The sequence below is a fragment of the Phenylobacterium aquaticum genome, assembly GCF_022695515.1.
Lineage (GTDB): Bacteria > Pseudomonadota > Alphaproteobacteria > Caulobacterales > Caulobacteraceae > Phenylobacterium > Phenylobacterium aquaticum.
In genome coordinates, this window is record NZ_JALDPT010000001.1 from 1 (window position 1) to 25,953 (window position 25,953).

Consider the following 25,953-nt stretch of genomic DNA (forward strand, 5'->3'; position numbering starts at 1 on the left):
CCGGCTGCGCGCCTTCGTGACCACCCTCGAGGATCTGACCGATATCGGGCTGGTCACCTTCGAGAAGGTCGAGGTTCTCCGGTACGGCGGGCACCACCCCGAGCATCACGATTAGAAACGGCGCACACACCGATGGCCGATGACCTGCTGCGGCTCAACCCTTCCACCTTGCTTTCGAACGAAGCCGGCGGGTGTCGCCGCTGTATAGACGCCCTCATTCGCGATGTCGGCTCACAGCCGGGCGTGAGTTCGGCTGACATAGCTCGGGCGGGGGATGATTCCGAAGTCATCTCCGTGCGCTTTGATGGGGAGACGACTTCCGCCGAGCAGCTCGGCGGGATCGCGCGGGAGGCCGGCGCCGCGTTGGACGCGCAGTTCGGGCACTTTAGCCTTCCCGTGGGTGGCGGCGCTCACGCGAACGCGGCGGAAAGGATAGTCGACCGACTACGCGAAGAGCCCGGCGTCAGCCAGGCTGTGGTCGGAGCGGATGGGCACAGCTTTGTCGAATACGAACGTCATAAGACCGACGAGGCCCGCTTGCGGGCGGCAATTCGAACGCTCGGCGTCGAGTTCGAGTCAAGCGCCCCGCCCGCGGCGCAGGCTTGGCCCCGCGGTGATGCGGCGTCGGAGGGCGCCCGTCCGGCGGCGCCGGAGACCTCACACGACGCCCACGAGGGCAAGGAACATGCTCCTGGCGATCACGATCACGCGCACGGCGGCATATTTGGTGAACGCACCGAACTGATCTTCGCGGTGCTCGCGGGTATCATGCTGGGCGCCGGCTGGCTCACGGAGAAGTCTGTCCAGGGCTTACTGCCACTCGCTTGCTACGTAATCGCGTACGGTTTCGGCGGCTTCTTCACCCTTAAGGAAGCGCTCGACAACCTGCGCCATAGGCGTTTCGAGATCGATACTCTGATGCTCGTGGCGGCGGTGGGCGCGGCCACCCTTGGGCAGTGGGCGGAAGGCGCCTTGCTGCTCTTCCTATTCAGCCTCGGCCATTCCCTCGAACACTACGCCATGGGCCGGGCGCGGCGTGCGATCGAGGCGCTGGCGGAGCTTGCCCCCGAAACCGCGACCGTTCGGCGCGCCGCGGCCACGAAGGATGTCCCCGTCGCGGAACTGCAGATCGGCGACGTCATCCTGGTCCGGCCCAATGAGCGGATCGCGGCCGATGGCGTCGTAATCGTCGGCGAGAGCAGCGTGAACCAGGCCCCAGTGACAGGGGAGAGCGTTCCCGTCGACAAGACGGCCGCCGCAGATCCTGATCTCGACTTCGCCAAGGCGAGCGCCGAACAGCGCGTCTACGCCGGCACCATCAACGGCGCGGGCGCCCTTGATGTCCGGGTCGCACGTCAGGCTTCGGAGACCACCTTGGCCCGCGTCGTGAAGATGGTGGCCGAGGCGGAGGGCCAACGGTCCCCGACACAACACTTTACCGACCGCTTCGAGAAGATTTTCGTTCCTGCCGTCCTCGTAGGCGTCGCGCTCCTTATGTTGTCTTGGATGGTCGTCGACGAGCCGTTCAGCGCGAGCTTCTACCGGGCCATGGCGTGTTGGTGGCGGCGAGCCCCTGCGCGCTCGCCATCTCCGTCCCCAGCGCCGTGCTGAGCGGGGTGGCTCGGGCCGGTCGTGGCGGTGTGCTGGTGAAGGGCGGCGGCCCGCTCGAAAACCTCGGCACCCTGACGGCGCTCGCCTTCGACAAGACCGGCACCCTGACCGAGGGCAAGCCCCGACTGACCGACGTCGTGCCGGCCGACGGCGTCAATGAGCAAGAGTTGTTGGCCGTTGCTGTCGCTGTGGAACGGCTCAGTGATCATCCCCTCGCGGCGGCGGTCGTGCGCGACGGCGGCGCCAAGCTCGGCGGTCATCCGGAGCCCCGGGCCGAAGCGGTCGAAAGCCTCACGGGCCAAGGGGTCCGCGCTCAAGTGGCCGGTAAGACAACGATGATTGGCAAGCCGGGGCTCTTCGAGAGCGGGGAGGGCCCACCTTTCTGAAATTATCTGGAGCGATGCACGTCGCCTGGAGACGAGCGGCCGAACTGTGATGGTGGTGCGCCAAGGCGACCGCTACCTCGGGGTCCTGGGGCTCATGGACACCGCGCGACCGGCCGCCAAGGCCGTGATCCAGCGCCTAAGAACGCTCGGCATCAAGCGCATGATCATGCTCTCGGGCGACAACCAGTCCGTCGCCGACGCCATCGCCAAAGAGCTTGGCCTCGACGAGGCCAAGGGCGGCCTGATGCCGGAGGATAAGGTCGAGGTCATCAAAGCCATCAAGGCGCAGGCGGGCAAGATCGCCATGGTCGGCGACGGGGTCAACGACGCACCGGCCATGGCCAACGCGACTGTCGGCATAGCCATGGGCGCGGCCGGCTCCGACGTCGCCCTGGAAACGGCCGACGTGGCCCTGATGGCGGATGACCTCAGCCACCTGCCGTTCGCCGTCGGTCTCAGCCGTCGCACCAGCGGCATCATCAAGCAGAACCTTTTTGTCAGCCTCGGGATGGTTGCCTTCCTAATCCCAGCGACGCTGTTCGGGCTGAAGATTGGGGCTGCGGTGATCTTCCATGAAGGCTCCACCCTACTGGTGGTGGGTAACGCGTTGCGCCTCCTTGCTTTCAAGGAAAAAACGGTGTGAGGGCATCGGTATCGAAGAACGCGGACGGCGATGCTCCCCCTCGATTGGCGCACGCAGGTTTCATGATCCGCCGGGCTGCGACGCGGATGGGCCTCGTCGGGCTCCTGGCTGCCGGCGGCCCACTGGGGTTCGTGCTCGGAGCTCACCCCGGTTCAACCCCCGAGAGGTGGGTCCCGGCTGCCGCAGTCCGAATTGTGGCCGGACGATCCGAGATCGCTGGCATCGACCTCGACGGTGACGGCCAGCCTGACATTGCCCGGCCAGTCGCCAATCCCGTTCGCGGCGTCGACGTCTACGGTTCGGGGGCCTTCGGCGCAGCGCGCGATGGCGGCCGCCGGACCCACCATGGCGTGGATCTCGTCGCCGTCGCTGGGGAAGCCGTCCGCGCGCCGATCGCGGGTGTGATCACCCGTATCGGACCGGCCTATGCGGGGCAGGACAAGCTCCAATTTGTCGAGATCGCAAACCCGACGACCCACTATGTGGCGAGGGTGCTCTACGTCGGGCCACTCGTCAGGAAGGGCGTCACGGTCGCAGCAGGGGACTTCATCGGGACAGCCCAAAGCCTGGCTGAACGATATCCAAAGGGCATCATCAACCACGTCCATGTCGAGCTCACCGGACGGCTCGGCGACCGCCTCGACCCGCTTGTGGTGCTGCCACCGCTCGCCGCCCGCGAAGCACCAACAGCATGAGCGCGGCGTCCAGATGAATAAGGAGCCACGCGCACGACCCTCCATCTGGGCGGTGCTGCTGCTCGCAGCCTCCATCGGCTTCCTCGTGACCGGGGTCACGCTTCTCGTCTTCGGATGACCGCCAAGCCCCCCAGACCTGAACTGGAATTCTCGCCATGAACCCCCTGATGACCGCCGGCATCCTTGCTTCATTCGGGCTCGCCGGCTGCGCGGCTTATGGCGGCGCGACCTTACTGAGCTCGCCGATCGACGTCGCGCCATCGCGGAACGCGTCTGTTTCGACGCCCGATGCGATCCAAACCGCCACTGGGACCAGGTTTCATGGATCGGTCTGCCGGAGAGCGCCCTGGACCTCCCCGACGCGGATTCGCATTGAGCGGATCGGACAGGACGGCACGGTTGTCGGGGTGGCGTCACGTCCCATCTCAGGCCTCGGCGGACGGGGGTCGCGGTGCGCCTTCTATGACGTGCCGACCGACTGGACCATCGCCCCGCCAGAGCGGGTGCGCGTGTGCGCGGCCCGCTCAGATGCACCGTGCCAACCTGCGGCTCCGTCTGGATCATGATCGTCTCTTGCGAGACGGAGATTGCTGCGCCGCCGATCAAGGTCTGGCGGGCGCTCAGCGACTTCTCGACCTATCGCCGCTGGAACCCATACCGCGAGGTGATCGGGTCAGCAGCGCTCGGCGCGAAGGTCACACTGATGATCGGCCCAGACCCGGAAGGACGCCGGAAGCTCCGAGCGACGATCAGCGTCTTCGAGCCCGGACACCGGATCGGCTTCACAACCGGTCGGCCACTGCTGGGTCGCGCCCTGGAAACCTACGTCATCGAGCCTGGCCGGCGGGGCACACATCTTCTGCACACCGCCGAGATGAACGGGCTTGGCGCCTTGGTGCTCGGCCGCCGCTCGTTCGAGCCGCGCCTTTTAGGGGTCTATAGGCGCGTCGACGACGCCTTGGCCAAATACCTGGAGTCCGGTTCGCGGGGGCAGCCCTCCGCCAAATCTCGCGGGAGACGCGCGTCTTGACGCTTCGGATGGAAGACTCCCACAAGCGCGCGACCGTAGCGACCTCGCTATCGTTGGGCGGGCGACATGGGAGCGGCCCCGGCTTCGGCCACGTAGGGCTGAAGTGCGACCACTTCGGGTGTGCCAGCACGGTATTCCAGATGAAACTGAGCGCGGTCGCCGACTTTGACCCGATCGAGCAGGCTTGGAGGCCGCACCGCCGCAGTCATGGTGAGAACGGGCCAGTCCCCCGGCGAGCCTGGATCGTGTTGCAAGGTCAACCGTCCACCGGTGCGGTCAATCGCAACAATCCTACCGAGGCTGACGCCGCGGGCCGGGACGTCGGCGATGGCGACGGGCTTGGTCGGTCCATCATGGCGGGGAAGCTCGCCCGCGCGGAGATGCGCCGCCATGGCCTCCGGCGTCCTCTCGACGAGCTTGTCGTTCCTGCCGCACGCGCTGACGCTCAAAAGGCCCAACAGAAGCCAACATTGGGACAAGCGCCGTTGAGAGGCCGCCTCCGCGACAACCGAGGATGCCGACATACGCAAAGGCGACACCTCCTCATTTGCGGGCCGGATACTTGCGAGGCGCATCCTAAACCTGGGCGCTGCAACCGGCTACCGCCAGACGATTTACAACCTAATCAGCCCGCCAGCCTTGATCCTCTAGGGGCTCGAGGATCTACACCCACGCCAGTTAGAAAGAGCAAGTAGATGGCGCAACATCAGCACGGCCATGATCACGCGGATCACGCGGATCACGCGCACGAAGGGCACGGGGATGGAGGAGGGCATTCCCACTCGCATGCGCCCGCCAGCTTCGACCGGGCCTTCGCGATTGGGGTGGCGCTGAACGTCGGCTTCGTCGTCATCGAGGCGACCTACGGCGTTATCGCTAACTCCCTCGCCCTGCTGGCGGACGCGGGCCACAACCTCAGTGACGTCGCCGGCTTGCTGCTGGCCTGGGGCGCGGTGTGGCTGGGCCGCCGCGCGCCGACCGCCAAGCGCACTTACGGATTTGGCCGCACGTCGATCCTCGCCGCCTTAGCTAACGCGGTCCTGCTGCTCGTGGCGATCGGAGCGATCGCCTGGGAGGCCATCCGCCGCTTTGAGGCGCCGCAACCGGTGGAAGGCGGGACGGTGATGGTGGTGGCCGCGATCGGCATCGTCATCAACACCGCCACCGCCTTGCTGTTCATGCGCGGGCGCAAAGGCGACATCAACATTCGCGGCGCCTTCCTGCACATGGCCGCCGACGCGGGCGTTTCCGCCGGCGTGGTGGTGGCCGGTCTGGTGATCACCATGACGGGCTGGCTGTGGCTGGACCCGGTCGTCAGCCTCGTGATCGTCGTCGTCATCGCTTTGGGGACCTGGGGACTCCTCAAGGATTCCGTTGCGATGGCAATCGACGCTGTGCCCCCAGGTATCGACCGGGACGAGGTCTTCGCCCACTTGCAAGGCCTCGAGGGGGTGAAGGAGGTGCACGATCTGCACATCTGGCCGCTCAGCACGACATCGACGGCCCTGACCGTGCACCTGGTGCGCTCCGAGGACCGCATCGATGATGCGTTCACGGCGACAGTCACCGACGCACTGAAGGACCGGTTTGGGATCGGCCACGCGACGATCCAGTTCGAAACCGGGCAGGTCTCCTGTGACCTCGAGCCCAACCACGTCGTCTAGCCGCAACCAAAAGCCTTGGACCGGACAACCGAGAAGCGCTGATGAACGCCCTAACCTACACGCTCATCCCCGTGGGCGCCGCTGTGGTGGGCGGCGGCGTCGCCGTTTGGCGCCAGCCCGGACCCACGCTCGTCAGTACGATTCAGCACTTCGCCGCCGGCGTCGTATTCGCTGCGGCAGCCGGCGAAATCCTACCGGACGTCATGCATGGGGGATCGCCGACGGCCACTTTGGTAGGGGGCGCGCTCGGCGTCCTCGTGATGCTGCTGATCAAGAAGTTCGAAGAGCGGGCGCGGGGACCGGTCGGGCTGCTTGCCGCGGTCGGTATCGATATCCTCGTCGATGGGCTGGTGCTCGGCCTTGCGTTCATCGGCGGGCAAAAGGCTGGCGTGCTGCTCACAATCGCCCTCACGGTCGAGATCCTCTTCCTCGGTCTGACGGTGACGACGGAGCTGAATGACTTTCTCAAATCCCGCTGGAAGATTTTCGCTGCGACCGCGGCGTTGTCCGTCCTGCTCCCCTTGGGAGCGATTGCGGCGGCGCCTGTGCACCTGCTGCCAGCCGTTATGGTAACGGGATTCCTGAGCTTCGGGCTGATGGCTCTGCTTTATCTCGTGACAGAGGAACTGCTGGTCGATGCGCACCAGAAGCCTGACACGGTCTGGATTAGTTCCGCCTTCTTCGTCGGCTTCTTGGCGCTCCTCGCACTCGAGGAATTGATGGGGTAGCCGAAGCCGCTCAGCCGGTCCTTGGAAGTTAAACGCGCCAGACGAGCCGAAAAAGTGTAAGGAGCCATTTAGAGAGATTGCTTTATCACCGGACATACACGCGGGACGGGTGAAGTCTACTGGCGTATACGCCGAGGTTTAGCTAGATATTGGCTCAACATACCCCTCACGATTTCTCGTTCCGTCAAATAACGTCGCCAGCTCTCATGGCCGCTACAAGCAATCCGAGAGGCTAGGCCGAGGCCAGTTTCAGCTGCGGCGAGCGGGACGACCTTCAGCAGCAATGAAAGCCTGATGAGGGAGGTTAGAGCTCGCGACGTCGCGATGGCTGCGTTCGTTGTTGCCCAGGCTGAAACACGACGCCACCTGAGTCTGGCCATACGTCGCCGGATATCCATCAATGTCGTCATGGGTGAGCGCCTCGCGGCTAGCCCCCCCGCGCCAGGGTCGCAAACATCGCGACGGAAGCGACCGCCATGACGCCAGTAGCGGCCCAGCCCACGATCTTCAGCGGCCCGGACAGGATGAACCCCCCCATAATGTCCCTCTTGCCGCCCATAAGCATCATCAGCACCATGACCGGAACCGCGACAACGCCATTGATCACGGCGCTCCAGAATAGCGCTTTGATCGGATCGAGCTTGGTGAAGTTGAGCAGGGCGCCTACCAAGGTCGCGACGACGATGACGGCGTAGAAGCCGCGGGCGCGATTGAGCTTCCGCGCCAGCCCGACATGCCAGCCGAAGGACTCGCCGATGGCGTAGGCCGCCGAGCCGGCCAGGACCGGAACCGCCAGCAGGCCGGTGCCCACGATGCCCAGCGCGAAGATGACGAACGCGAATTGGCCGGCGATCGGCCTCAAGGCTTCCGCCGCCTGGGCCGAGGTTTGGATGTCGGTGACGCCCCGAGCGTTCAGGGTAGCGGCTGTCGACAGGATGATGAAGAGCGCCACCAGGTTAGAGAAGCCCATGCCCAAGTAGGTGTCGAGGCGGATGCGCGCGAACTCCGCCTTGGCTTGTGAGGGTGCGCGCTCGAGCGGTTTGGCCCCGTCACGTTCCTTGACCTCTTCGACTTCTTCTTCGGCCTGCCAGAAGAAGAGGTAGGGGCTGATCGTCGTGCCGAGGATGGCGACCACGGCGGTGATGTAGGCTGGTGTCCACGCGATTTGTGGCGCCACGAGACGGTAGGCGACCGTGCCCCAGGGGATCTTCACGACAAAAGCCACGGCCACATAGGCAAACAAAGCCAGGGTCAGCCACTTCAGCACCGACACATACCGGGTGTAGCGGACAAACACCTCCAGACCGATGCAGAGCACAGCAAAAAGGCCGACGTAGAGCAGTTCCGGGCCGCCCATCACCAGCTTTAGCGCCGCGGCCATGGCGCCGAGGTCCGCACCGAGATTGATCGTGTTGGCCGCCAGGAGCAGGGTGACGATCACCGCGAGCACGCTGCGCGGATAGTGCTGCTTGAGATTGCCGGCCAGCCCGCGCCCGGTCACCCGTCCTATGCGGGCGGAAATCTCCTGGATCGCGCACATCAGCGGCCAGCTGAACAGCATGGTCCATCCGACGTTGTAGCCAAATTGAGCGCCGACCTGAGAGTAGGTCGCGATCCCGCTGGGATCGTCGTCGGAGGCGCCGGTAATCAGACCGGGCCCCAGGACCTGAAGGAGCTTGGGCCGTTCAGGCTGCTTGACGTCGGCAGACGCATTCGGCTCGCCCGCCGGGGTGTCCACCTCCTCGATGTCAGCCACCTGCGACGCTCCTGCTCTGTCGAATGACAGCTCGACCGTGGATATCAAATGATGAGCCAGCGTTTCGTTCCGTGTTCCCGGATGGCGAGCGCCGCGGCCCGGCCGTGACCGGCGGCAACGCCTTCCTCTAACAGTCGTTTAGGCCAGACGTCCGCCGGGCTCCGGGTGATCGGGCGCAGGAAGAGGACTGAGTGATGAACGGCCCGACACAACCCCCGAAGGCCCCGAACCCATCCGGTGGCGGAGCCTCTCCGAAAGCGCCTCAGCCGGAGTCCAAGGGCGTTGGGGAGCAGGGTGGCATGATCGGCGAAGGCACATCCGGCGAGCCCGCGGCGGACGTCACGGAAGATGACCCAAGGACGACGCGCCCAGGCGGGATGATTGGTGAGGGGTAGTGGCCACGGCGACGCGCTGTCGCTTAATCGTCGTCGCCGCCGTTACCTTGCGCTGCCTGCTTCATTGGACGCGCGCAGCGCAGGGTCAGGAAGGTGGTGAGGCTGAGCACAACGGCGATGTCGTAGAGCCCGTAGCCGACGGCGGCCCCGAGGGCGCCGGTGGCCCACAGGCTGGCGGCGGTCGCGGTGCCTGTCGCCTTGCCGCCCTCCTTCAGGATCGCGCCGCCGCCGATGAAGCCCACGCCGGTGATCAGCCCTTCCAAAATCCGGGCCTGGCCCATCGATTCGCGGCCGAGCACGGCGATCCCCACCAGCACAAACCCGCAGCTGGCGATGGCGACGAGCGGAAACGTCCGGATGCCGGCGCTGCGATCCTCGCGCTCGCGATCCCATCCGACGGGCAAGGCGAGGGCGTAGGCCAGGCCCAGATTGAAGACATGGGTCGCGATCTCCCAGAGGCCGGCGGCGTTGGCGGTCATGGGAATCCCCGTCTCGATGTCTTGTGCAAGATGAACAGAAGATGACGCCGACCGTTCCGTCTGAGTTCAGGCGCGCGGAGAGAAGATGCCTGATCGCTGGATGGGTTCGCCATCCGGCAAAGGAGACCACCCATGAGACTCCTCATCGCCGCCACGGCGGCTGTTTCAGTCCTCGGCGGCTCGGCGGCGCTCGCCCAGCCTTACGGCTACGGCGGCCAACAAGGCTACTACGACCAGCAGCCCTATTCCCAGGGGCAGCCGTACTACGATCAGGGGCAACAATACCGTGGCCAGAGCTATGGTCGTGGCTACGCGCCGCCGGTGCAATACGGCTACGCCCAACCCTACGGGGGCAACGCATACCACGGCGGCTCGCCCTACTACGGCGCCCAGGTCTACGGCTACAACACCCGCCCCGACCGCCATGTGCGCCGCGAGCACCGTCGTGACCGGGACCGCCACTATATGGCCCCGCGCGGCGGATACGATCGCCACTGGTAGGGCGAATGCCGGCCCTGACCCGCAAAAACAGCGCCTCGCTCGCCCGAGCGGGGCGCTCGTCAGGAGACTCCGATGACAGATGCCGCCCTCACCGCTTCGGCCCGCCACGAGCAGGGCCTGATCTGCCCGGCCTGCCGGGTAGACCTGGTCATGACAGACCGACAAGGGGTCGAGATCGACTATTGCCCCAAGTGCCGGGGCGTCTGGCTGGACCGCGGCGAACTCGACAAGATCATCGAGCGCAGCGCCGCCTACGAGGCCGGCCTCGGCCAACCGCAGCCTGTCGATGAGCCCCAGCCCCGCACTGCGCCGGGCTATGGCCAGCCCTGGGGCGGCGGCTATTCGGAGCATGGTGGGGGACACGGGGGCGGCCACGGCGGCGGAAAGCACGGCGGCGGCATGGTGGCCGGCGCCGGGGATTCCTCGGAAATCTGTTCGACGATTGACACAGCCCTGCAGATCGCCTGGCCGGCGGTCAGCTAGGAGCGCAACGCGAACGCGCGGCAGCAGTTAGGTCTGAGCCTGCCGCGCCACTGTTTGGTTTCGCAAGGCCGCCTTCGTTCTCAACCCTGCCTCGGCGCCCAGCGCCTGCCCTTGTGAGCCCCCTATGACGCCTGATCTGGATCTGCGTTCGCTTCGCGTCGGGGCACTGCTCAACAATTCCAGCGGCGGCTGCGACGCAACCTCCCGCGAGGCGCTGCTCGCCATCCTCGAAGGGGCAGGGATTGAACCCGCCAAGGTGTGGGATGTCGTCGGCAAGGACGTCGACCAGGCCTTGAGCGAGGCGATCGAGACCGGGGTGGACGTGCTGATCGTCCTGGGCGGTGACGGGACCATCCGCTCTGCGGCTCAGCGCTGCGACCAGGACGGCCCGATGCTGGTTCCGCTTCCGGGCGGCACCATGAACATGCTGCCCAAGGCGCTCTACGGTGCACGGCCCTGGCGGCAGGCGCTCAGCGATACCCTGAACGCACCGTTCATCCAGGCCGTCCACGCGGGCGAGGTCGGCGCCCATCGGTTCTTCGTCGCCGGCGTCTTCGGTAGCGCGTCCCTACTGGCCGAGGCGCGGGAGTCGATCCGCGAAGGCGACCTTGTCGGGGCATTGGGCCAGGGCGTTTCGGCTATCCGCCAGGCGCTGGGGCATGAACTCACCTATCGCTTCGAAGGCCAGGCGCCGTCGAAGGCTGAAGCCGTGGTTGTGCTCTGTCCGCTGCCGCCGCCGCAGAGCGATCTGGACGTGCTGCTGGAGGCCGCGGCCATCGACATCGGGGGTGCGGGCGACGCTGTTCGGCTGGCCCTGATGTCGGCGTTCCGGGACTGGCGGGCGGACCAGACCGTGACCCATGCCCGATTGCAGAGCCTGGACATCGCTTCGGATGATCCGATCCCCGCTATCCTCGACGGGGAGCGATTCACCCTCGGGCGCACGGCGCGCGTGGCGCGGGTCAAGCAGGCCTTCTACGCCTTGCGGCCCGCGCCGGGACCCGAGGACGCTTTGGATGCATCGCCGACGGAAGGAACCTAGTCATGGCTGACTATGACGTCGTCATTATCGGCGGCGGCCCCCGGCGGCTACCCTGCTGCGATCCGCGCCAGTCAGCTCGGCATGAAGGTTGCCGTCATCGAGGAGCGGGACCTGCTGGGCGGCACATGCCTGAACATCGGCTGCATCCCCTCCAAAGCGCTGCTGCAGTCCACCGAGCGTCTGGTGGCGGCCCAGCACCTCGCCGCCTTTGGCGTCCTGGCGGACAATGTGCGCGCCGATCTGACCGGCGTCATGGCCCACAAGACCAAGATCGTCGGCGAGCTGGGCGCCGGCGTCGCCTATCTCTTCAAGAAGAACGGCGTCACCTGGCTCAAGGGTCGAGGCCGCCTGCTCGCCGCCGACCGGGTTGCGGTGACGAAAGCCGATGGGACGGTCGGGGAGATCAGCGCATCCCGCGCGGTGATCATCGCCACTGGCTCGGAGTCCACACCCTTGCCCAGCGTGCCCGTCGACGAGCGCCGGATCGTCTCATCGGCCGGCGCCCTCAGCCTGTCGGAAATTCCGAAGCGGCTGGTCGTCATCGGCGGCGGCTACGTCGGTCTGGAATTGGGGTCGGTGTGGCGGCGGCTGGGCAGCGAAGTCATCGTCGTCGAGTTCATGGACCGGATCGCGGCCGGATTGGACGCCGAGATGGCCGAGGCGCTGCAGAAGGTCCTCGAGAAGCAGGGCATGACGTTCCAACTCGCCCGCAAGGTCGTAGGCAGCCGGCCGACGGACGGCGGCGTGACCCTCGACCTTGAGCCGAGCGCCGGCGGCGAAGCTGCCCAGCTCGACGCGGACTACGTCCTGGTCTCCATTGGCCGGCGCGCCATGACGGCCGACGTCGGCTTCGAGGACGTTGGCGTTCAGCTGGACCCGAAAGGCCGCGTGACGGTGGACGAACGCTTCCAGACCAGCGTGCCCGGCGTCTACGCGATCGGCGACGTCATCGGCGGGCTGATGCTTGCGCACAAGGTGGAGGAAGAAGGTATCGCGCTGGCCGAGCAACTCGCCGGCGGATTCGGCCATGTGGACTACGCAACGATACCGGCCGTCGTCTACACTTGGCCGGAACTGGCGTCCGTCGGGCGAACCGAGGAAGAACTGAAGGCCAGCGCCGTCAACTACAAGGTCGGCAAGTTCCCGTTCTCGGCCAACGCTATGGCCAAGGCGCGCCTGGAGCCTGGGGGCCTGGTGAAGGTCTTGGCCGACGCGACGACCGACGAGATTCTGGGCGTTCATATCCTGGGTCCCGACGCCGGATCGCTGATCCATGAAGCCGTGGTGGCGATGACCTTCCGGGCGGCCTCGGAAGACATCGCCCGCACCAGCCATGCCCACCCGACCTTGCCGGAGGCGCTTCGCGAGGCCTGCCTGGCGGTGGAGAAGCGGACAATCAATCTTTGAGCGAGGGCGGTCGCCCGTTCAGCGTCGATGGCCGCCGTGGCGGTGGCCGCCGTACCCGACGATATCGACCGCCTCCAGGGTCACCAGGCCGGTGTCGTCGGAGACCTCAAGGGTATCCTGAAAGGCCTGCAGCGCCGGCTTGGTGTCCGTAAGTTCGAATATCACATGCTTGCCGGGCTCGAGGTCCGTAGCCTTCGCCATATGGACAGTGGAGGCCGGCCCGAAGGCGTCCAACACCTGCAGGACCGCTGCGTTGGTGATCCCCATGGACCTGGCCCGGGCCATCAGGACCGCCCAGTAGGGCTGTCCGTCGCGCAGCGCCGCTGCGTCGACGTAGACGCGCAGCAGGTGTGTCTGGCTCATGGTTGTTCCTAGCCTGTGCGGTCCGTCAACCGACCCAGTGCAAAGGACAGCGCAGGGTAGACACCAGCTCAGTGCCGCCGGCCGCCCAGATGGCCAAAGCCGTTGTGGCCGCTCGAATATCCGCGTGAAGGATAGGCGTGGCGATCATAGCGGTAGGGCGCGGCGTAGATCGAGCCTCGTCCGTAGCCGTAGGGCGCGCGGTAGGAAGCGCTCGGATAGGATCGTCCGTAGTAGCCGTAATCGCCGGCGCCGTAGGTCGAGCATCCGGCCAGAGCCAGTCCGGATAGTCCCGCAGCCACCAGCATGGACACCTTTCTGACGGTTCTCCTCGGCATCGCCGGTCTCCTTCATTTAGACAACGTCCCATAAAGACAAACGTCCCATCGCCCCCGTTCGTTCAGAGGTGGCGTCGGGCCAACCGGGGCGCCACCCCCGCCGCGACTCGCGCGGCGTGCGTCGATCCTTGATTTCAAGCGTTGCGCCTCAGCGGATCGAACAAGGACAGGGACCAGACCATGGGTGCAGGCCACGACCACGCCGGCGGAACCACCAACAGCCGGCGGCTGATGATCGCGCTGGCCCTGACCAGTACCTTCCTGATCGCCGAGGTCATCGCAGGCCTGGTGTTCAACAGCCTGGCGCTGCTCTCTGACGCGGCCCACATGTTCACCGACGCCGCCGCCCTCGCCATCGCCCTGATCGCTATCCGCATCGGCGCGAAGCCCGCCGATGAGCGGCGCACGTTCGGCTACCGCCGCTTTGAAATCCTGGCGGCCGCCTTCAACGCGCTCCTGCTGTTCGGCGTGGCGATCTACGTGCTGGTCGAAGGTATCCGTCGTCTCTTGACCCCGGAGACCGTGCAGTCGACCGGCATGCTCATCGTCGCCGTGCTCGGCCTGGGTATCAACCTCATCTCCATGCGCCTGCTCGCCGGCGGCAAGGACAAGAGCCTCAACGTCAAGGGCGCTTATCTGGAAGTCTGGGCCGACATGCTGGGCTCGCTCGGCGTCATCGTCGGCGCGCTCGTCATCCGGTTCACCGGCTGGCCGTGGGTCGACCCGATCGTGGCCATCGCCATCGGCCTGTGGGTGCTGCCCAGGACCTGGATCCTGCTTCGCGACAGCACCAACATCCTCCTGGAGAGCGCGCCGCGCGGCGCGGTCCTCGCCGACATCCGCACGGTGATGTCCGAAACGGAGGGGGTCGCCGGTGTGCACGACCTCCACGTCTGGGTCAGCGGCGCTGATCAGTCGAGCCTTTCGGCCCATGTGTTCCTGGCGCCGGGCGCAGACGCCGAGGCGGTGCGGCTCGCCGTCGCTGCGCGGCTTCGTGACGACCACAAGATTGAGCATTTGACGCTGCAGACTGAGCGGGAGCCCTGTCAGGACGCCGCCATCGCGCACCTCTAGGCCATGCATTATGTTCGGACGCTCACCACGGCAACCGTTGACCCGCCCTACCTCGCGTGATGGCCCTCAGCGCCTAGGATGGGGCCGACTACGGCTTCGAAGGCGCGGCGGAATTGCCAATGGTCGATCGGCTTCTCGACGACTGCGGGCGCGGCGACGTCACGAAGCATGTCGAGGTTTCCCGTGACATAGAAATGAGGAATCGTGCCCAATTGGCGAACGATGGACTGGATGGCGTCGATCCCGGTGCCTCCGACGATTCGGATGTCAGCTGTTATCAGGTCGGGGCGCCGGCCGATGGCCCGCTCCAGCGCCTCCGCGGTAGATGAGGCGAAGTCCACCGACGCGAGTCCCAGGTCTCGCAACAGTATCTCCACCTCCAGGGCGATGATCATTTCATCTTCGACGACGAGCGCGTGCCGCACGACCTTCGCCATCGTTCTACCTCGTGTGCCGACAGCGTAGCCCCAGTTGACTTTGCCGCCTTCCCTCGAAGGGCTGTCTCCACAATGGCTATACAACAGAATCGACCTAACCGTCAGGTCGAGTGAAAGGCGTGTGCCGCAAACTCTAGTGGGGCGCGGGGCGCTGGATCCGCGGACCTAGATTTTCCAACACCGCGCGCGCCTCGAAGGCCGCGGGATCGTCGAGGGGCTTCGCACCCCTAGCCATGACGATCTCGGCGGTCGCCTCGAACTTCTGGATTGTGCGGACGTCGATCCGGTTGGCGAAGAAGGGGCCTCCCATGTGCGAATCCCATGTATTCCAGCCGTGGCCGCCATGGTAGCGCCAAGTTGGGGCGAAGTGGCCGAAGTGGGAGCCGTACCACGAATTGTAGAACGGGTCGGTCTGCAGATAGGTCTGAGTCCGCCGGTCCGTTTGCCGGTCAGCGATCGAGAACCAGTCGTAGCCCTGGGCTTGGGTGAGTTCGGCCGCGCGGAACAGCAGGTAGCTCTCCACCGTCTCGCGCGAGGTGAGGCTGTTGCCGGCGAACGTCACCCGGAAGCGGTTCGGCTCGATGCGTTGTTCGGAAAAACCCCCCGCGACCGCCTGTTGCGCCAAACGAGGCTGATAGGGCGTGGCGGTGGCGCAGGCGCTGAGGGCGGCGAGCGCCGCTACAGCAGCAAGAGCGCGCATCGTCGAAGCGGCAAATCTATTGTTGGTCATGGTTAGTCAACTCCGGGTGCGGCGACACGGTTGCCCAGGGCGGACATCAGCCGATCTAGGCGCGCCGACAAGGCAGGTCACTCACGCCTAACGGGCTGTTCGGGCTCCGTACCGCCCGTATTGCGGGCCCCGCGGATCAACGCAGCGGCCGTCATCGGTCCACCCTGACCCGGTCGGCCACAACTGCGTCGTGTTGAAGCGCCGTCGACAATCGCCGGATCGGGCCGAATCTCCAAGGTATAGGGAGACGCCGACCGACTGGCGCGCGCCATGGCCGAAGTTCCCGAGGCCGCCGGAGCCGAAGGCTCCATAGGCACCTGGCCGGTCATAGCCATAATCGTAATAGCCTCGATACGCGTGCTCGCCGCGGGATTCGCTCACGGCGACGCTCAGCATCCCCGTCTCGCCGATCGGAATGTCAGTCTGGACAAACGCGCTTCGGTAACCTCCCGTGCCCACCGCCACGCCGGCCTGGCCGTGGATTTGCCGCTTCACTTCGATGTCCTGGCCTGTGAGCGGGGCATAGTTGCTCCAGGGCGTTGACGGCGCGCTGCGGATGAAAGCGTCGATCTGCGCATCGGTGCTCATCGGAGCCTGCGGGACGACCGGCGGCCCCTCAAACCGCGAACTCTGTTGGACCGCGGCGACAACAGGCGGGGCCGTGGCGATCGGATCCTGTTCCGCGTCGGCGACCGCTGCGGTCGCCATCAGTGAGAGTGACGCGGTCATGGCGGCGCACGCGCAGACATTGACCGCGTCCCGGGCCGGAATGCGGCGGCTCGCAGTCGCGTTAAGCCCGAAAGTCCTCATCGGCGGAACGCCGCACGCGACAGCTCGTCGCTGGCCTTCGGCGCAGGCGCGGGCGGCGGGGGCGCCACGGCAAGCGGCGGCTCCCTGACGACGGCAGGTTTGGGCGTGAGTGACTGCAACTGAGTGATCTGCTGGCTCTCCATCTTGAAGCCCACTTTGTCGCCGACCGCCACGCCTTCGAGCAGCTTGCTCCTACTGACCTGGAACGGCTTCGTTCCCGCCGGCCAGTTCATCACCTCGATCGGCTGGTAGGTGATCGTCACCTGCCCATTGGCCGCATCGATACCTTCGACCACGCCGTACGCCATGTAGTCGCTCAGGTTGACCGGCGCCCGCGCGACCGGCGGAGGGACGGGGGCGCGTCTCGGCGCCGGCCGGCTCGGCCCGCGACCCGCGGGCGTACGACTGGATTGGGGCATGCGGCCCCGGCCGCCATACTGGGCGAGCGCGGGCAGCGCCATGGCGAGTCCCGCGATGACGATGAGCGGCAGAGCGAGTTTCATGGCGATGCTTTTGTCCATCAGTGGCGGCCCCCGCCGCCATGGCCGCCCTCGCGATGGCCGCCGTGGCCACCGCTGAAGTGGCCGTCCCCATGAAAGGCCAATCCGACGCCATAGTAGGGTCGAGGGTAGTATCCTCGGCCAAAATAGCTTGAAGAATAATAGCGCCCGCTTGCGTACGCCGGCGCGCGAAGCGCCGCCACGATGCAGGGGGCTGGGCCGGCAACAGGAGTGGCTGGAGGCGCGGCAGCGCTCGAAACCGGGTCGGGGGACATGGCGCCGACCGGCGCGCCAGGCGGGGCTGGCGCCGCTCCGCCAGTCTGTATGGCGCCGGGCGTGTCGCAGGGGACGACATAGTAGGCGTACTGAGGTTGCTGGGGCCCGATGAGGCTTGCACAGCCACTGAGGAGAACGGAGCCCGCCAGCGCCAGGCCAATAGCGATCACGCTTCGCCACATGCGGGACATCCCTGGTTACTCAATGGCTGGCATACTGCGCCTTTGATGTGCATCCACCTAGTCAATTGACGGTGTTGCCAAATTCTCGGCCGCATCTCTGGATGCAGATAGCACCTGGGCTATCCACACTTCGCCCGAACAGAGGCCGCCTGCGGTCATAGTCTCAACTTGGAATGAGATGCGCCCGCGGTCCGAGACAGGTCTCCCCGGCGGCCGGGGACTGGGAGGGCCGCCGGCGAGAGCACGGGCCGCTGGGGGGCGGGTGGCGGGATCGTGCATCCCGGAGGAGTGCGCTCAGATCGTGGCCGGGGTATGGTCGCGGTCGCCCTCCGTCAGCAGGCGAACGTGACCTCGACGTAGCCTTTGCGCGGGTCCCGGACCAGGCGTCGACAGATGGCTCGTGGCTTTGCCTCCACCGAGCCTAGACGGACATTGGGCGAAGCGGATAATGGACGCGGCGCCGGAATTCCCAGCCCCGTGCGCGACGGGCTAGCGGAAAACAACGGGGTATGTTGCGCCGCGTGGCTGGCAGCGCCCAGGGGGTGCAACTCGGCCCAAGCGGTTGCGGGCAAGACCAACGTGGCCCACGCCGCTACAATGCGGGCTGAGGTCATGGCTTCAATCCCGTCTTTGGAGCGAAGACCGTGCGCTCTTCTGAGCAATGTGGCATGTGGACCAGACTTGGCGCTATCGGACGCCCCCCGCTTGCGAGAAAGGCCGAAGTTCGCCGCCGGGTTGCTGGAGTAGAATCTCGATAGTCCGTCCGGCCCCGCTGGAGGCCGCGGCGAACCGCAGTGCCGCCTCCTCGGCATCCACCCGATAGGCGTAGTCGCCAACCAAACCCCCGTCCGAGATCAGCCGCCAGCCACCAGGGTTGCGAAGGATCGCGAGGGAAATGGGGACCTGCGTCATTGGGACCTCCTCTATCAATGGGGCGCCCAGAGGTGTGGACGGACGCTTGGCCAACATAGAGTCTTCGTGAGCCGGATTTGAGGCCCTCCCCACTATCTCCTGGGTGCGCCAGGGGAAGCTGCGGGCGCGACCTCCTTGCAAACGCTCGAACCCACACCTTAGGACATCGTCCACATCGGGGGTTTGCGCGAGAATGCCTACGGCTAGGGCCCAGAAGCTCACTCCGGCGCAACAACATTTCCGCCAACCGATGCACAACCGGTGAATGGTGCGTGCTCTGCCAGGGCTTCTATCACGCGGCAGCGACCGGGACCCCCCTCACATCTCGACGCGACCATCCGCCCTAGCGCAGACCGCAGTGACTCCAACTGCACGATCTTGCTTTCCACGGCCGCGAGTTGTTCCTGGGCAAGAATGATGGCGTCTTCGCAAGCGCGATCTGGATGATCGGAAAGGTCGAGCAGGGTCCGGACGGCGTCGATAGGAAAGCCAAGCTGGCGCGCGCGCTTGATAAAGGCCAGACGCCCGACCGAAACCTCGTCGTAAAGGCGACGATCGCTTTCCGTTCTTGGCGGTCGCGGCAGCAGGCCGATCTGCTCATAGAAACGGATGGTCGGAACCTTTACGTCCGCCGCCTTCGCGAGCTTACCAATTGAAAGGGTCGCCATCGAATTCTCCAACTCGTGGACAACATTAGCCGCTTGATCCTCTAGTAACTAGAGGGATTACGCTTGCAAGATGGCCCTCCTACGACGCGACCTAGAGCATCTACACGGGAGGCGGCGCACCATATGGATTATGGTCGCACGCGCAGTACGCTCGTGCGTTGGGACGTGTAGGCGCCCAGCGCAGTTCGTTGCGATCCTTCTTGTGGCAGCTTTGCTTCAGGCCCCACTTGAGGCGGCGGTCAGCAAGGACTGCGACTGTCCCACCAGCCTCACCTGTATCTGCCTCGGACAGACCAAGTCTTCGCTGCCGTCGAGGACGGTGTGCCACTGTCTCGCCTCGTTGCCGGTAAGCGATCGGAACGGAGTGCAGTATCCGATGTCGTCACCATCCACGATCGACTTCAACATGTCTATCGCCCTGCCTACCGGATTGACCTTAGCGCCGCCGCTGCGACCTCCGACCTTCGCCTGACGGCCTTGTGAGCGGCTTGACACCGCTCCGATACCGCTTGGGCCTACGCGCCCATTGACGCGAAGGAGATTCGAAATGAAAGCATCACAGATAGCCGGCGCCGCTCTGGCGCTCGTCCTGCTTTCTGCGTGCACGTCGCCCGCCGTCCACTCCACTCCGGCCAGCGCTGGAAATCCAAAGTTCACGACAGGCATCAATGCGCCCGCAGTAAAATTGCCCGCCCAGAGGTGAGCAACCGGGGGGGCGGTCCACGCCGCTCCCCCCTCTCTCCGAGACCGGGACGACAACCACCTGCCGGCGCGCGATCCGGCGGTGCGATGGAAAGGTCAGAGATGCGCCGGTTCGTACTTCTTATATTGATGACCCTGCTTGCGGTCGCGCCAGCGATGGGCTTGAGGCTGACCGGCTGGCGGCCCGACCCAGTCGCGGACGCACTTCTGTTCGGCGTAGCGGTTCTGGCCGCAGGTTTCATGCTCTCCTGGGGCGCGGAAGCCGCTGAAAAGCACATTTCGCAGGGGCTGATCGTCGCTCTGGTCGCCCTGGTCACCGTCCTGCCGGAATACGCGGTCGATCTCTACTACGCCTTCCGCGCTGGCCAGGCGCCGCAGTCGAACTACGTCCACTACGCCGCCGCCAACATGACGGGCGCCAACCGCCTTCTGGTGGGGGTGGCTTGGCCGCTCATGGTGCTCCTGCATTGGCTGCGAACACGCAATCGGGCGGTCGAGCTCTCGCCGGTCAACACTGTCGAGATCGCCTTCCTAACTCTGGGCAGCCTCTATGCCTTCGTCATCGTTTTGAAAGGCGCGATCGCACCATTCGACTTCGCGGTGCTGTTCGCAATCTTCGCTGCCTACCTCTACCGCGTCAGCCAGTTGCCAAAGGCCGACGAGGACGTCGACGAAGACGAGGAGCCGGGCCCTGCGGCGGCGCTTAGCTCGCTTCCTCCTGCCGCCCAATGGGCCTGGATGGGCGGTCTCACCTTGATCGCTTTCGTCGTTATCGCCCTCTCCGCCGAACCGTTCGCCGAAGCCATGGTGCAGTCAGGCCGGATTCTCGGCATCGACGAATTCCTCCTGATCCAGTGGCTGGCGCCGCTCGCCAGCGAGGCGCCTGCCGTCACGATCGCCGTGCTCTTCGTCCTGGCCGGCCGCGCCGTGAGCGGCCTGACCGCGATGATCAGCGACAAGATAAACCAGTGGACCCTTCTCGTTGGCATGCTCCCCTTGGCCATGAGCCTGGGCGCTGCAGGCCTGACTAGCCTGCCGCTGGATGCTCGGCAGAAGGAGGAATTCCTGCTTACCGCCGCCCAGTCCCTCTTCGCGATCATGCTACTCGTGCGCCTGCGACTCTCGGTTTTAGCTGCGGGCCTGTTGTTCGGGCTCTTCGCCGTGCAGGTCGGACTGGCATTCCATTTCCGCGAGGACGAGGCGGCGACGATCAAGAGCCTCACAACCCTTGCCTGGATCTATCTGGCCTTGGCGGCGATGCTCATCCTGCTCAACGGTCAGCAGCTCGCGAGCACCCTGCGCGATGGCCTCGTGCGGTCACATCGCCGCCTGGAGACGGCGCACAAGGCCCAGCGCCCAGCGGGCGACTAGCTCGTTTCTGGCCGCTAGGGGCGGAGGGCGGTGACGTGCATTTAGGTGAAAATATGCCGCATCGGACGCTTTCTGGAGCGCTTACAGTTGGAGTGTTAATGGCCGACCAGGCCGCCAAGCTCCTGGCGCGCGCTCATTTAGCCGAGCCCGTCGCCTTGGGTCCCCTCCTCAACCTGCGCCTTGGTTTCAACACCGGGGTCACCTTCGGACTGTTCGCGGGCGCGGGTGACCTCAGCCGCTGGACATTGGTCGCCGCCACCGGGGCCGTGGCGCTTTGGCTTGGAGGATGGATGTGGCGAGAGGCGCGCTTGGCCGTAGCGATCCCCCTCGCGCTGATCGTCGGCGGGGCGTCAGGGAACATCCTCGACCGTGTACGGGCAGGCGCCGTCACCGACTTCATCGACGCTCACATCGGCAGCGCCCATTGGCCGACGTTCAATTTGGCCGACAGCGCCATCGTGCTCGGCGCTGCATGGCTGATCTTGGCATCGGCCTGGCGCCGCGCGCCCGCGACCTCCAGAGCAGCGCTCCGTTCAAACCAACACCGCCGATGAATGGTGGACGCGCGTGGCGCGGCCCAGCGGCAACCTCTGCGGGCTCCGAGGCTTTGATTCATCGCACAGCAGAGGTGAGGGCCCGTGACGTCGAACTTCTATTCCATCCACGCGCAAGGCTTCGTCCGAGTCGCGGCCTGCACGCCGCGCGTCGCCGTCGGCGACCCCGGGTTCAACGCGGTCGAAACCCTAACTCTGGCGCGGGAGGGCGACGCTCGCGGCGTCGATCTCATGCTCTTTCCGGAGCTCGGCTTGTCCGCCTACGCCATCGACGACCTGTTCCTACAGGATGCCTTACTGCGTCGCGTCGAGTTGGAACTGGCTCGTCTCGCCGAGGCGACCGCGGGCCTAAACCCAGTCTTGATCGTCGGCGCGCCGCTGGCGCACCACGACCGGCTCTACAACTGCGCCGTGGCCATTTCCCGCGGGCGGATCCTGGGCGTCACGCCGAAGAGCTTCCTTCCGAACTATCGGGAGTACTACGAGAACCGTTGGTTTGCGCCAGGCGCCGGTCTGACGGGGCTTGAGATGCGGCTAGCAGGCCAGGCGGTCCCGTTCGGCACAGACCTGATCTTCGCGGCCAGCGACCTGGCCGACTTCGTGTTCCACATGGAGATGTGCGAGGATTTCTGGGCCGCCACGCCCCCGTCCACTCAGGCCGCGCTCGCGGGCGCCCACATCCTTTGCAATCTCTCGGCGTCGAACATCATCGTCGGCAAGGCGGAAGACCGAGCGCTGCTCTGCGCTTCGCAATCCTTGCGCTGCCAGGCCGCCTACCTCTATTCAGCGGCCGGCCCCGGGGAAAGCACGACCGACCTCGCCTGGGATGGCCAGGCCACGATCCACGAGCTCGGCGTGCTGCTCGCACAGACCGATCGTTTCCCGGCCAAGGCGCAGATGGCGGTGGCCGACGTCGATGTCGAGCGGCTGCGCCTGGAGCGCATGCGGACCCCGACCTTCAACAACGCCGCGCGCGCTTCCGGCCATCCGGAGTTACGCTTCCGGCGTGTCGCGTTTGAGCACCGGCCGAGCTTCAGCGACCTCGGTCTCATACGTCGGCTCGATCGATTTCCCTTCGTGCCGGACGATCCCAACCGACTCGACAAGGATTGCTACGAAGCCTTCAGCATTCAGGTCCAGGGGCTGGTCAAACGCCTCGAGGCCACCAAAGCCAAGCACGCGGTGGTTGGCGTGTCGGGTGGGCTGGACTCCACGCATGCCCTGATCGTCGCGGCCAAGGCGTTCGACGCCTTGGGCAAGCCGCGATCCGACATCCTAGGCTTCACCATGCCTGGCTTCGCCACCAGCGAAGGCACGAAAGCCAACGCCTGGAAGCTGATGCAAGCTCTCGGGGTCACCGGCGAGGAGATCGATATCAAGCCCGCCGCACGCCAACTGCTGGGGGACCTTGGCCATCCGTTCGCCAAAGGAGAGCCCGTCTACGATGTGACGTTCGAAAACGTGCAGGCGGGCCTTCGCACCGACTATCTCTTCCGCTTGGCCAACCAGCGGGCTGGCTTCGTGCTTGGGACCGGCGACCTCTCAGAGCTGGCGCTGGGCTGGTGCACCTATGGCGTCGGCGACCAGATGAGTCACTACAACGTCAACGGATCCGTCGCGAAGACCCTAATCCAGCACCTGATCCGCTGGGTCGCCCAGACTGGCCAGTTCGATTCCGATGCGTCTAAAACCTTACTGTCGATCCTCGTCACGGAAATCTCGCCGGAACTCGTGCCCGCGGACGCCTCCGGCGCCATTCAGAGCACGCAGGCCAAGGTGGGACCCTACGAACTGCAAGACTTCAACCTCTACCATATCACCCGCTACGGCCTGCGACCCTCGAAAGTCGCCTTCCTGGCCTGGCATGCCTGGCGGGATCGCGACCTGGGGCAGTGGCCCGCACACCTGCCGGCGGAGGCCCGCACCGCCTATGATCTCGTCGCGATCAAGCACTGGCTCGCGGTGTTCCTCTTCCGCTTCTTTGAAATCAGTCAGTTCAAGCGGTCTGCCATGCCCAACGGACCAAAGGTGATCTCAGGCGGAAACCTCTCACCGCGCGGGGACTGGCGCGCGCGTCCGACGGGACGGCGCGCACTTGGCTCGAGGAGTTGGCGGCCAACGTGCCTTAGGCGTTCGCCCGTCCTTCGGCGCGGCGCCCAGCGGCCCAGAAGCCGATCACCACGACGGCCAAGGTCGCGAGCTGAGCGACAAGCCCCTCCCAGGTCGGGAAGACGCCGAGCACCTCGATCCTGGGCAACGCCGGGAGCGGTCTGACATTCAGCCAACCCGCCTCCTGCAGCCCGGCAACGCCCTTGCCGGCGAGCACCACGGCGAGGGTGGCGATCAGCAGGGAGCTGTAGGAGAAGAACTGCGCGATCGGCAGGCGCTTGCTGTAGCTCAAGAGCGCCCAGGCGATCACGCCGAGGCAAGCCACCGCCAGCGCGGCGCCGGAGACCATCGCGACCTGTCCGCCTTGGCTCCAGAGGGCGGCGTAGAACAGGATCGTCTCGAAGACCTCCCGGTAGACGACGATGAAAGCCAGAAGGAACAAGAACCACGCCGAGCGCTTCGAAAGCGCGGCCGAAAGCTTGTCTCGGATGTAGGCCTGCCAGGCGCCAGCCTGCGCCTTGCCATGCATCCAAACCCCAACCGAGATCAGCACCACGGCCGAGACCAGCGAGCCCACGCCTTCGGTGAGTTCGCGGCTGGCCCCGCTGATGGAGATCAGGTAGGTCGCCGCCGCCCAGGTCAGGCCGCCGCCCGCCAGAGCTGACACCCACCCCGCATGAACATACGGCAGCACGTCGTGGCGTTCGGCCTTCCGCAAGAAAGCGATCATCGCGATGACGATGAGCAACGCTTCGACACCTTCCCGCAGGAGGATCGTAAACGCACCCAGGAAGGTCGAAGCTGCGCTGGCTTGATCGGGGGCGAGCGCCTTGGCCGACTGGTCGAACAAGGAGTCCAAAGTGCGGACCTGCGTCGCGACTTCGGTCGCTGGAGCGCCTCGGCTAATGCTCGCGCGCAGCTGACCCATGCCGGCCTCGACCTTCGCCATGAGGCCGCCATCGCGGGCGCGGAGCATCGGCTCGACCGGCTCGAACCCATCGAGATAAGCGGAAAGCGCGAGTTCTTCCGCGCGCCTTCGGTCGCCGGCCTGGTAGGCCGTCAGGCTCTCGGCGAGCTTGCGGCGCGCCACACCCAGCCCGCCCGCCGACTTCGTCGCGATGACGTCCGGGTTGCGTCTCAGATAAGCGACGAGCTGGCTGGCCTGCGGCTCGCCGACACGTGCGGCGAACGCGGCGGGTGTGGTCTGCACGAGGGCTTGCAGGTCCGCAACGTCGGCGCGCAGCTCCGGGCGGCTGCGCCATAGCTCCCCGCCGGCGCGCCCGGCGTCCTGCGGATAGGCGAGGCTTCCCACATGAAACGCCAGGGCCCAGCGATCATCGGACGACAGATGGGCGAAGCTTGGCATGGCCGTTCCGTCGAGCCCTTGACCGATCACCTGGTAGAGCCCGAACAGGCTACGTTCCTTGGCCCTGGCCACGTCCGTGAACGCGACAGGCCGCGGGTTCAGATTCTTGGCGGTGGGGCCATCGCCCCGGCCGCTGGCGCCGTGGCATGCGGCGCACTGCTCGGCGTAGAGGGCGGCGCCGCGCGCAAGGTCCGGCGCCTGACGGGGCGCGAGGGGAACGGGGTAGGCTTTGAGGAGGTCGCTCCCCAGGCTCCGCGCCTGCAACGCCACGGTCTTGGGTTCGGCGCGCCGGTCCACGGCGGCGGCCAGCGCGGCGGATTCGGCGAGGAGCTGAGACTTGGCCGGGCCGGCGGGCAGGGCGCCGATGCGGCTGCGCACGGACGCGGAGAATTCGCGCATTTCAGCGTACTCCGCATCACTGACGATGCGCCCGCCTGAGACCGCCCGGGGGTAGTCCACGGCAATGTAGTCGAGAAGCCGCCAGGCGACCGCGGCCGGGGAGGCGGACTCCTGTCCCATGGCGGTAACGGGGAGCTGGGCGGCCACCAAGAGGGCGACCGTAAGGAAAAGGCGTGCGAGCGCCGGCATCGAAACGTCCTGACTGCAACTGAGAATGGATCTCAATAACAGAATACATGCTCAAGCCACTAGAGGATCAAGGGGCGCAACTTTCGCATCTCATAGGTTCGCAATGGCTTGATCCTCTAGCCGCTAGAGCAAGTAGGCTCATCGCTCAGAGGAGGA

The 25,953-nt window shown here is 65.8% G+C and carries 25 protein-coding genes and 1 pseudogene; 15 read left to right on the forward strand and 11 right to left on the reverse strand.

The window, feature by feature from the left end:
• Positions 1 to 132 precede the first annotated feature (132 nt).
• The 5 genes from MQH10_RS27205 to MQH10_RS00020 all read left to right on the forward strand — a co-directional run bounded on the left by MQH10_RS27205 (position 133) and on the right by MQH10_RS00020 (position 4,365).
• Positions 133 to 1,611 (forward strand): HAD-IC family P-type ATPase, encoded by a 1,479-nt coding sequence (locus MQH10_RS27205; protein ID WP_242562027.1) that lies wholly within the window; start codon positions 133 to 135, stop codon positions 1,609 to 1,611.
• A 35-nt stretch (positions 1,612 to 1,646) separates the two neighbouring features.
• Positions 1,647 to 1,997: an HAD family hydrolase gene (locus MQH10_RS27210; protein ID WP_473828303.1), complete on the forward strand. Its 351-nt coding sequence runs from the start codon at positions 1,647 to 1,649 to the stop codon at positions 1,995 to 1,997.
• Positions 1,951 to 2,640 carry an HAD-IC family P-type ATPase gene (locus tag MQH10_RS27215; RefSeq protein WP_272886621.1) on the forward strand — a complete coding sequence of 230 codons (690 nt, stop codon included), beginning with the start codon at positions 1,951 to 1,953 and terminating at the stop codon, positions 2,638 to 2,640. The genes MQH10_RS27210 and MQH10_RS27215 overlap by 47 nt, the downstream gene beginning before the upstream one ends.
• Positions 2,641 to 2,834: 194 nt before the next feature.
• Entirely contained in the window at positions 2,835 to 3,335 is a 501-nt protein-coding gene (locus MQH10_RS00015) for a peptidoglycan DD-metalloendopeptidase family protein (protein WP_242562028.1), read from the forward strand.
• A 562-nt stretch (positions 3,336 to 3,897) separates the two neighbouring features.
• A complete protein-coding gene (locus tag MQH10_RS00020; RefSeq protein WP_242562029.1) occupies positions 3,898 to 4,365 on the forward strand; it encodes an SRPBCC domain-containing protein in 468 nt (155 codons plus the stop codon).
• Positions 4,366 to 4,412: 47 nt separating this feature from the next.
• On the opposite strand, the gene MQH10_RS00025 is transcribed toward MQH10_RS00020, so the two are convergent.
• Positions 4,413 to 4,757: a copper-binding protein gene (locus MQH10_RS00025; RefSeq protein WP_242562030.1), complete on the reverse strand. Its 345-nt coding sequence runs from the start codon at positions 4,755 to 4,757 to the stop codon at positions 4,413 to 4,415.
• A 303-nt stretch (positions 4,758 to 5,060) separates the two neighbouring features.
• On the opposite strand from MQH10_RS00025, the gene MQH10_RS00030 reads away from it, so the two are divergent.
• Positions 5,061 to 6,029: a cation diffusion facilitator family transporter gene (locus MQH10_RS00030; RefSeq protein ID WP_242562031.1), complete on the forward strand. Its 969-nt coding sequence runs from the start codon at positions 5,061 to 5,063 to the stop codon at positions 6,027 to 6,029.
• 41 nt (positions 6,030 to 6,070) lie between these two features.
• Positions 6,071 to 6,757 (forward strand): ZIP family metal transporter, encoded by a 687-nt coding sequence (locus MQH10_RS00035; RefSeq protein ID WP_242562032.1) that lies wholly within the window; start codon positions 6,071 to 6,073, stop codon positions 6,755 to 6,757.
• Between the two features lie 427 nt (positions 6,758 to 7,184).
• Here MQH10_RS00035 and MQH10_RS00040 read toward each other — a convergent pair whose 3' ends face one another.
• Both MQH10_RS00040 and MQH10_RS00045 read right to left on the reverse strand, forming a co-directional pair.
• Positions 7,185 to 8,513, reverse strand: coding sequence for an NRAMP family divalent metal transporter (locus MQH10_RS00040; protein WP_242562033.1), 1,329 nt, complete (start codon positions 8,511 to 8,513; stop codon positions 7,185 to 7,187).
• A 418-nt stretch (positions 8,514 to 8,931) separates the two neighbouring features.
• Entirely contained in the window at positions 8,932 to 9,387 is a 456-nt protein-coding gene (locus MQH10_RS00045; RefSeq protein ID WP_242562034.1) for an MgtC/SapB family protein, read from the reverse strand.
• A gap of 132 nt (positions 9,388 to 9,519) precedes the next feature.
• Between MQH10_RS00045 and MQH10_RS00050 the strand changes: the two genes are divergently transcribed.
• The 4 genes from MQH10_RS00050 (at position 9,520) to lpdA (ending at position 12,820) form a co-directional block, all read left to right on the forward strand.
• Positions 9,520 to 9,888, forward strand: coding sequence for a hypothetical protein (locus MQH10_RS00050; protein WP_242562035.1), 369 nt, complete (start codon positions 9,520 to 9,522; stop codon positions 9,886 to 9,888).
• A gap of 72 nt (positions 9,889 to 9,960) precedes the next feature.
• On the forward strand, positions 9,961 to 10,371 hold the full coding sequence (locus tag MQH10_RS00055; RefSeq protein WP_242562036.1) for a TFIIB-type zinc ribbon-containing protein: 411 nt from the start codon (positions 9,961 to 9,963) through the stop codon (positions 10,369 to 10,371).
• A 124-nt stretch (positions 10,372 to 10,495) separates the two neighbouring features.
• Entirely contained in the window at positions 10,496 to 11,413 is a 918-nt protein-coding gene (locus MQH10_RS00060; protein ID WP_242562037.1) for a diacylglycerol/lipid kinase family protein, read from the forward strand.
• An 81-nt stretch (positions 11,414 to 11,494) separates the two neighbouring features.
• Complete coding sequence (gene lpdA / locus MQH10_RS00065; RefSeq protein ID WP_336605015.1) at positions 11,495 to 12,820, forward strand: dihydrolipoyl dehydrogenase; 1,326 nt, start codon at positions 11,495 to 11,497, stop codon at positions 12,818 to 12,820.
• A gap of 18 nt (positions 12,821 to 12,838) precedes the next feature.
• Here the strand turns inward: lpdA and MQH10_RS00070 are convergent, their stop codons facing one another.
• Complete coding sequence (locus tag MQH10_RS00070) at positions 12,839 to 13,183, reverse strand: DUF190 domain-containing protein (protein WP_242562038.1); 345 nt, start codon at positions 13,181 to 13,183, stop codon at positions 12,839 to 12,841.
• 68 nt (positions 13,184 to 13,251) lie between these two features.
• On the reverse strand, positions 13,252 to 13,518 hold the full coding sequence (locus MQH10_RS00075) for a hypothetical protein (protein WP_242562039.1): 267 nt from the start codon (positions 13,516 to 13,518) through the stop codon (positions 13,252 to 13,254).
• A gap of 180 nt (positions 13,519 to 13,698) precedes the next feature.
• Between MQH10_RS00075 and MQH10_RS00080 the strand changes: the two genes are divergently transcribed.
• The gene (locus MQH10_RS00080) at positions 13,699 to 14,592 is read left to right on the forward strand and encodes a cation diffusion facilitator family transporter (RefSeq protein WP_242562040.1); all 894 of its coding nucleotides are present in this window, start codon (positions 13,699 to 13,701) and stop codon (positions 14,590 to 14,592) included.
• A gap of 47 nt (positions 14,593 to 14,639) precedes the next feature.
• Here the strand turns inward: MQH10_RS00080 and MQH10_RS00085 are convergent, their stop codons facing one another.
• The 5 genes from MQH10_RS00085 to MQH10_RS00105 form a co-directional block, all read right to left on the reverse strand.
• The gene (locus MQH10_RS00085) at positions 14,640 to 15,029 is read right to left on the reverse strand and encodes a response regulator (RefSeq protein ID WP_242562041.1); all 390 of its coding nucleotides are present in this window, start codon (positions 15,027 to 15,029) and stop codon (positions 14,640 to 14,642) included.
• Between the two features lie 133 nt (positions 15,030 to 15,162).
• The gene (locus MQH10_RS00090; RefSeq protein ID WP_242562042.1) at positions 15,163 to 15,759 is read right to left on the reverse strand and encodes a CC0125/CC1285 family lipoprotein; all 597 of its coding nucleotides are present in this window, start codon (positions 15,757 to 15,759) and stop codon (positions 15,163 to 15,165) included.
• Positions 15,760 to 15,846: 87 nt separating this feature from the next.
• Entirely contained in the window at positions 15,847 to 16,488 is a 642-nt protein-coding gene (locus tag MQH10_RS00095) for a hypothetical protein (RefSeq protein WP_242562043.1), read from the reverse strand.
• Positions 16,489 to 16,565: 77 nt separating this feature from the next.
• Complete coding sequence (locus MQH10_RS00100) at positions 16,566 to 17,090, reverse strand: copper-binding protein (protein ID WP_242562044.1); 525 nt, start codon at positions 17,088 to 17,090, stop codon at positions 16,566 to 16,568.
• A gap of 1,567 nt (positions 17,091 to 18,657) precedes the next feature.
• Complete coding sequence (locus MQH10_RS00105; RefSeq protein WP_242562045.1) at positions 18,658 to 19,107, reverse strand: MerR family transcriptional regulator; 450 nt, start codon at positions 19,105 to 19,107, stop codon at positions 18,658 to 18,660.
• Between the two features lie 804 nt (positions 19,108 to 19,911).
• Between MQH10_RS00105 and MQH10_RS00110 the strand changes: the two genes are divergently transcribed.
• The 3 genes and pseudogenes from MQH10_RS00110 to MQH10_RS00120 all read left to right on the forward strand — a co-directional run bounded on the left by MQH10_RS00110 (position 19,912) and on the right by MQH10_RS00120 (position 23,863).
• The gene (locus tag MQH10_RS00110; protein WP_242562046.1) at positions 19,912 to 21,180 is read left to right on the forward strand and encodes a sodium:proton exchanger; all 1,269 of its coding nucleotides are present in this window, start codon (positions 19,912 to 19,914) and stop codon (positions 21,178 to 21,180) included.
• A 53-nt stretch (positions 21,181 to 21,233) separates the two neighbouring features.
• Entirely contained in the window at positions 21,234 to 21,734 is a 501-nt protein-coding gene (gene lspA, locus MQH10_RS00115) for a signal peptidase II (RefSeq protein ID WP_336605024.1), read from the forward strand.
• An 84-nt stretch (positions 21,735 to 21,818) separates the two neighbouring features.
• A pseudogene (locus tag MQH10_RS00120) lies at positions 21,819 to 23,863 on the forward strand (NAD(+) synthase).
• Here MQH10_RS00120 and MQH10_RS00125 read toward each other — a convergent pair.
• A complete protein-coding gene (locus MQH10_RS00125; RefSeq protein ID WP_242562048.1) occupies positions 23,860 to 25,797 on the reverse strand; it encodes a cytochrome c/FTR1 family iron permease in 1,938 nt (645 codons plus the stop codon). The pseudogene MQH10_RS00120 and the gene MQH10_RS00125 sit on opposite strands and share 4 nt — an antisense overlap.
• Positions 25,798 to 25,953: the final 156 nt, after the last annotated feature.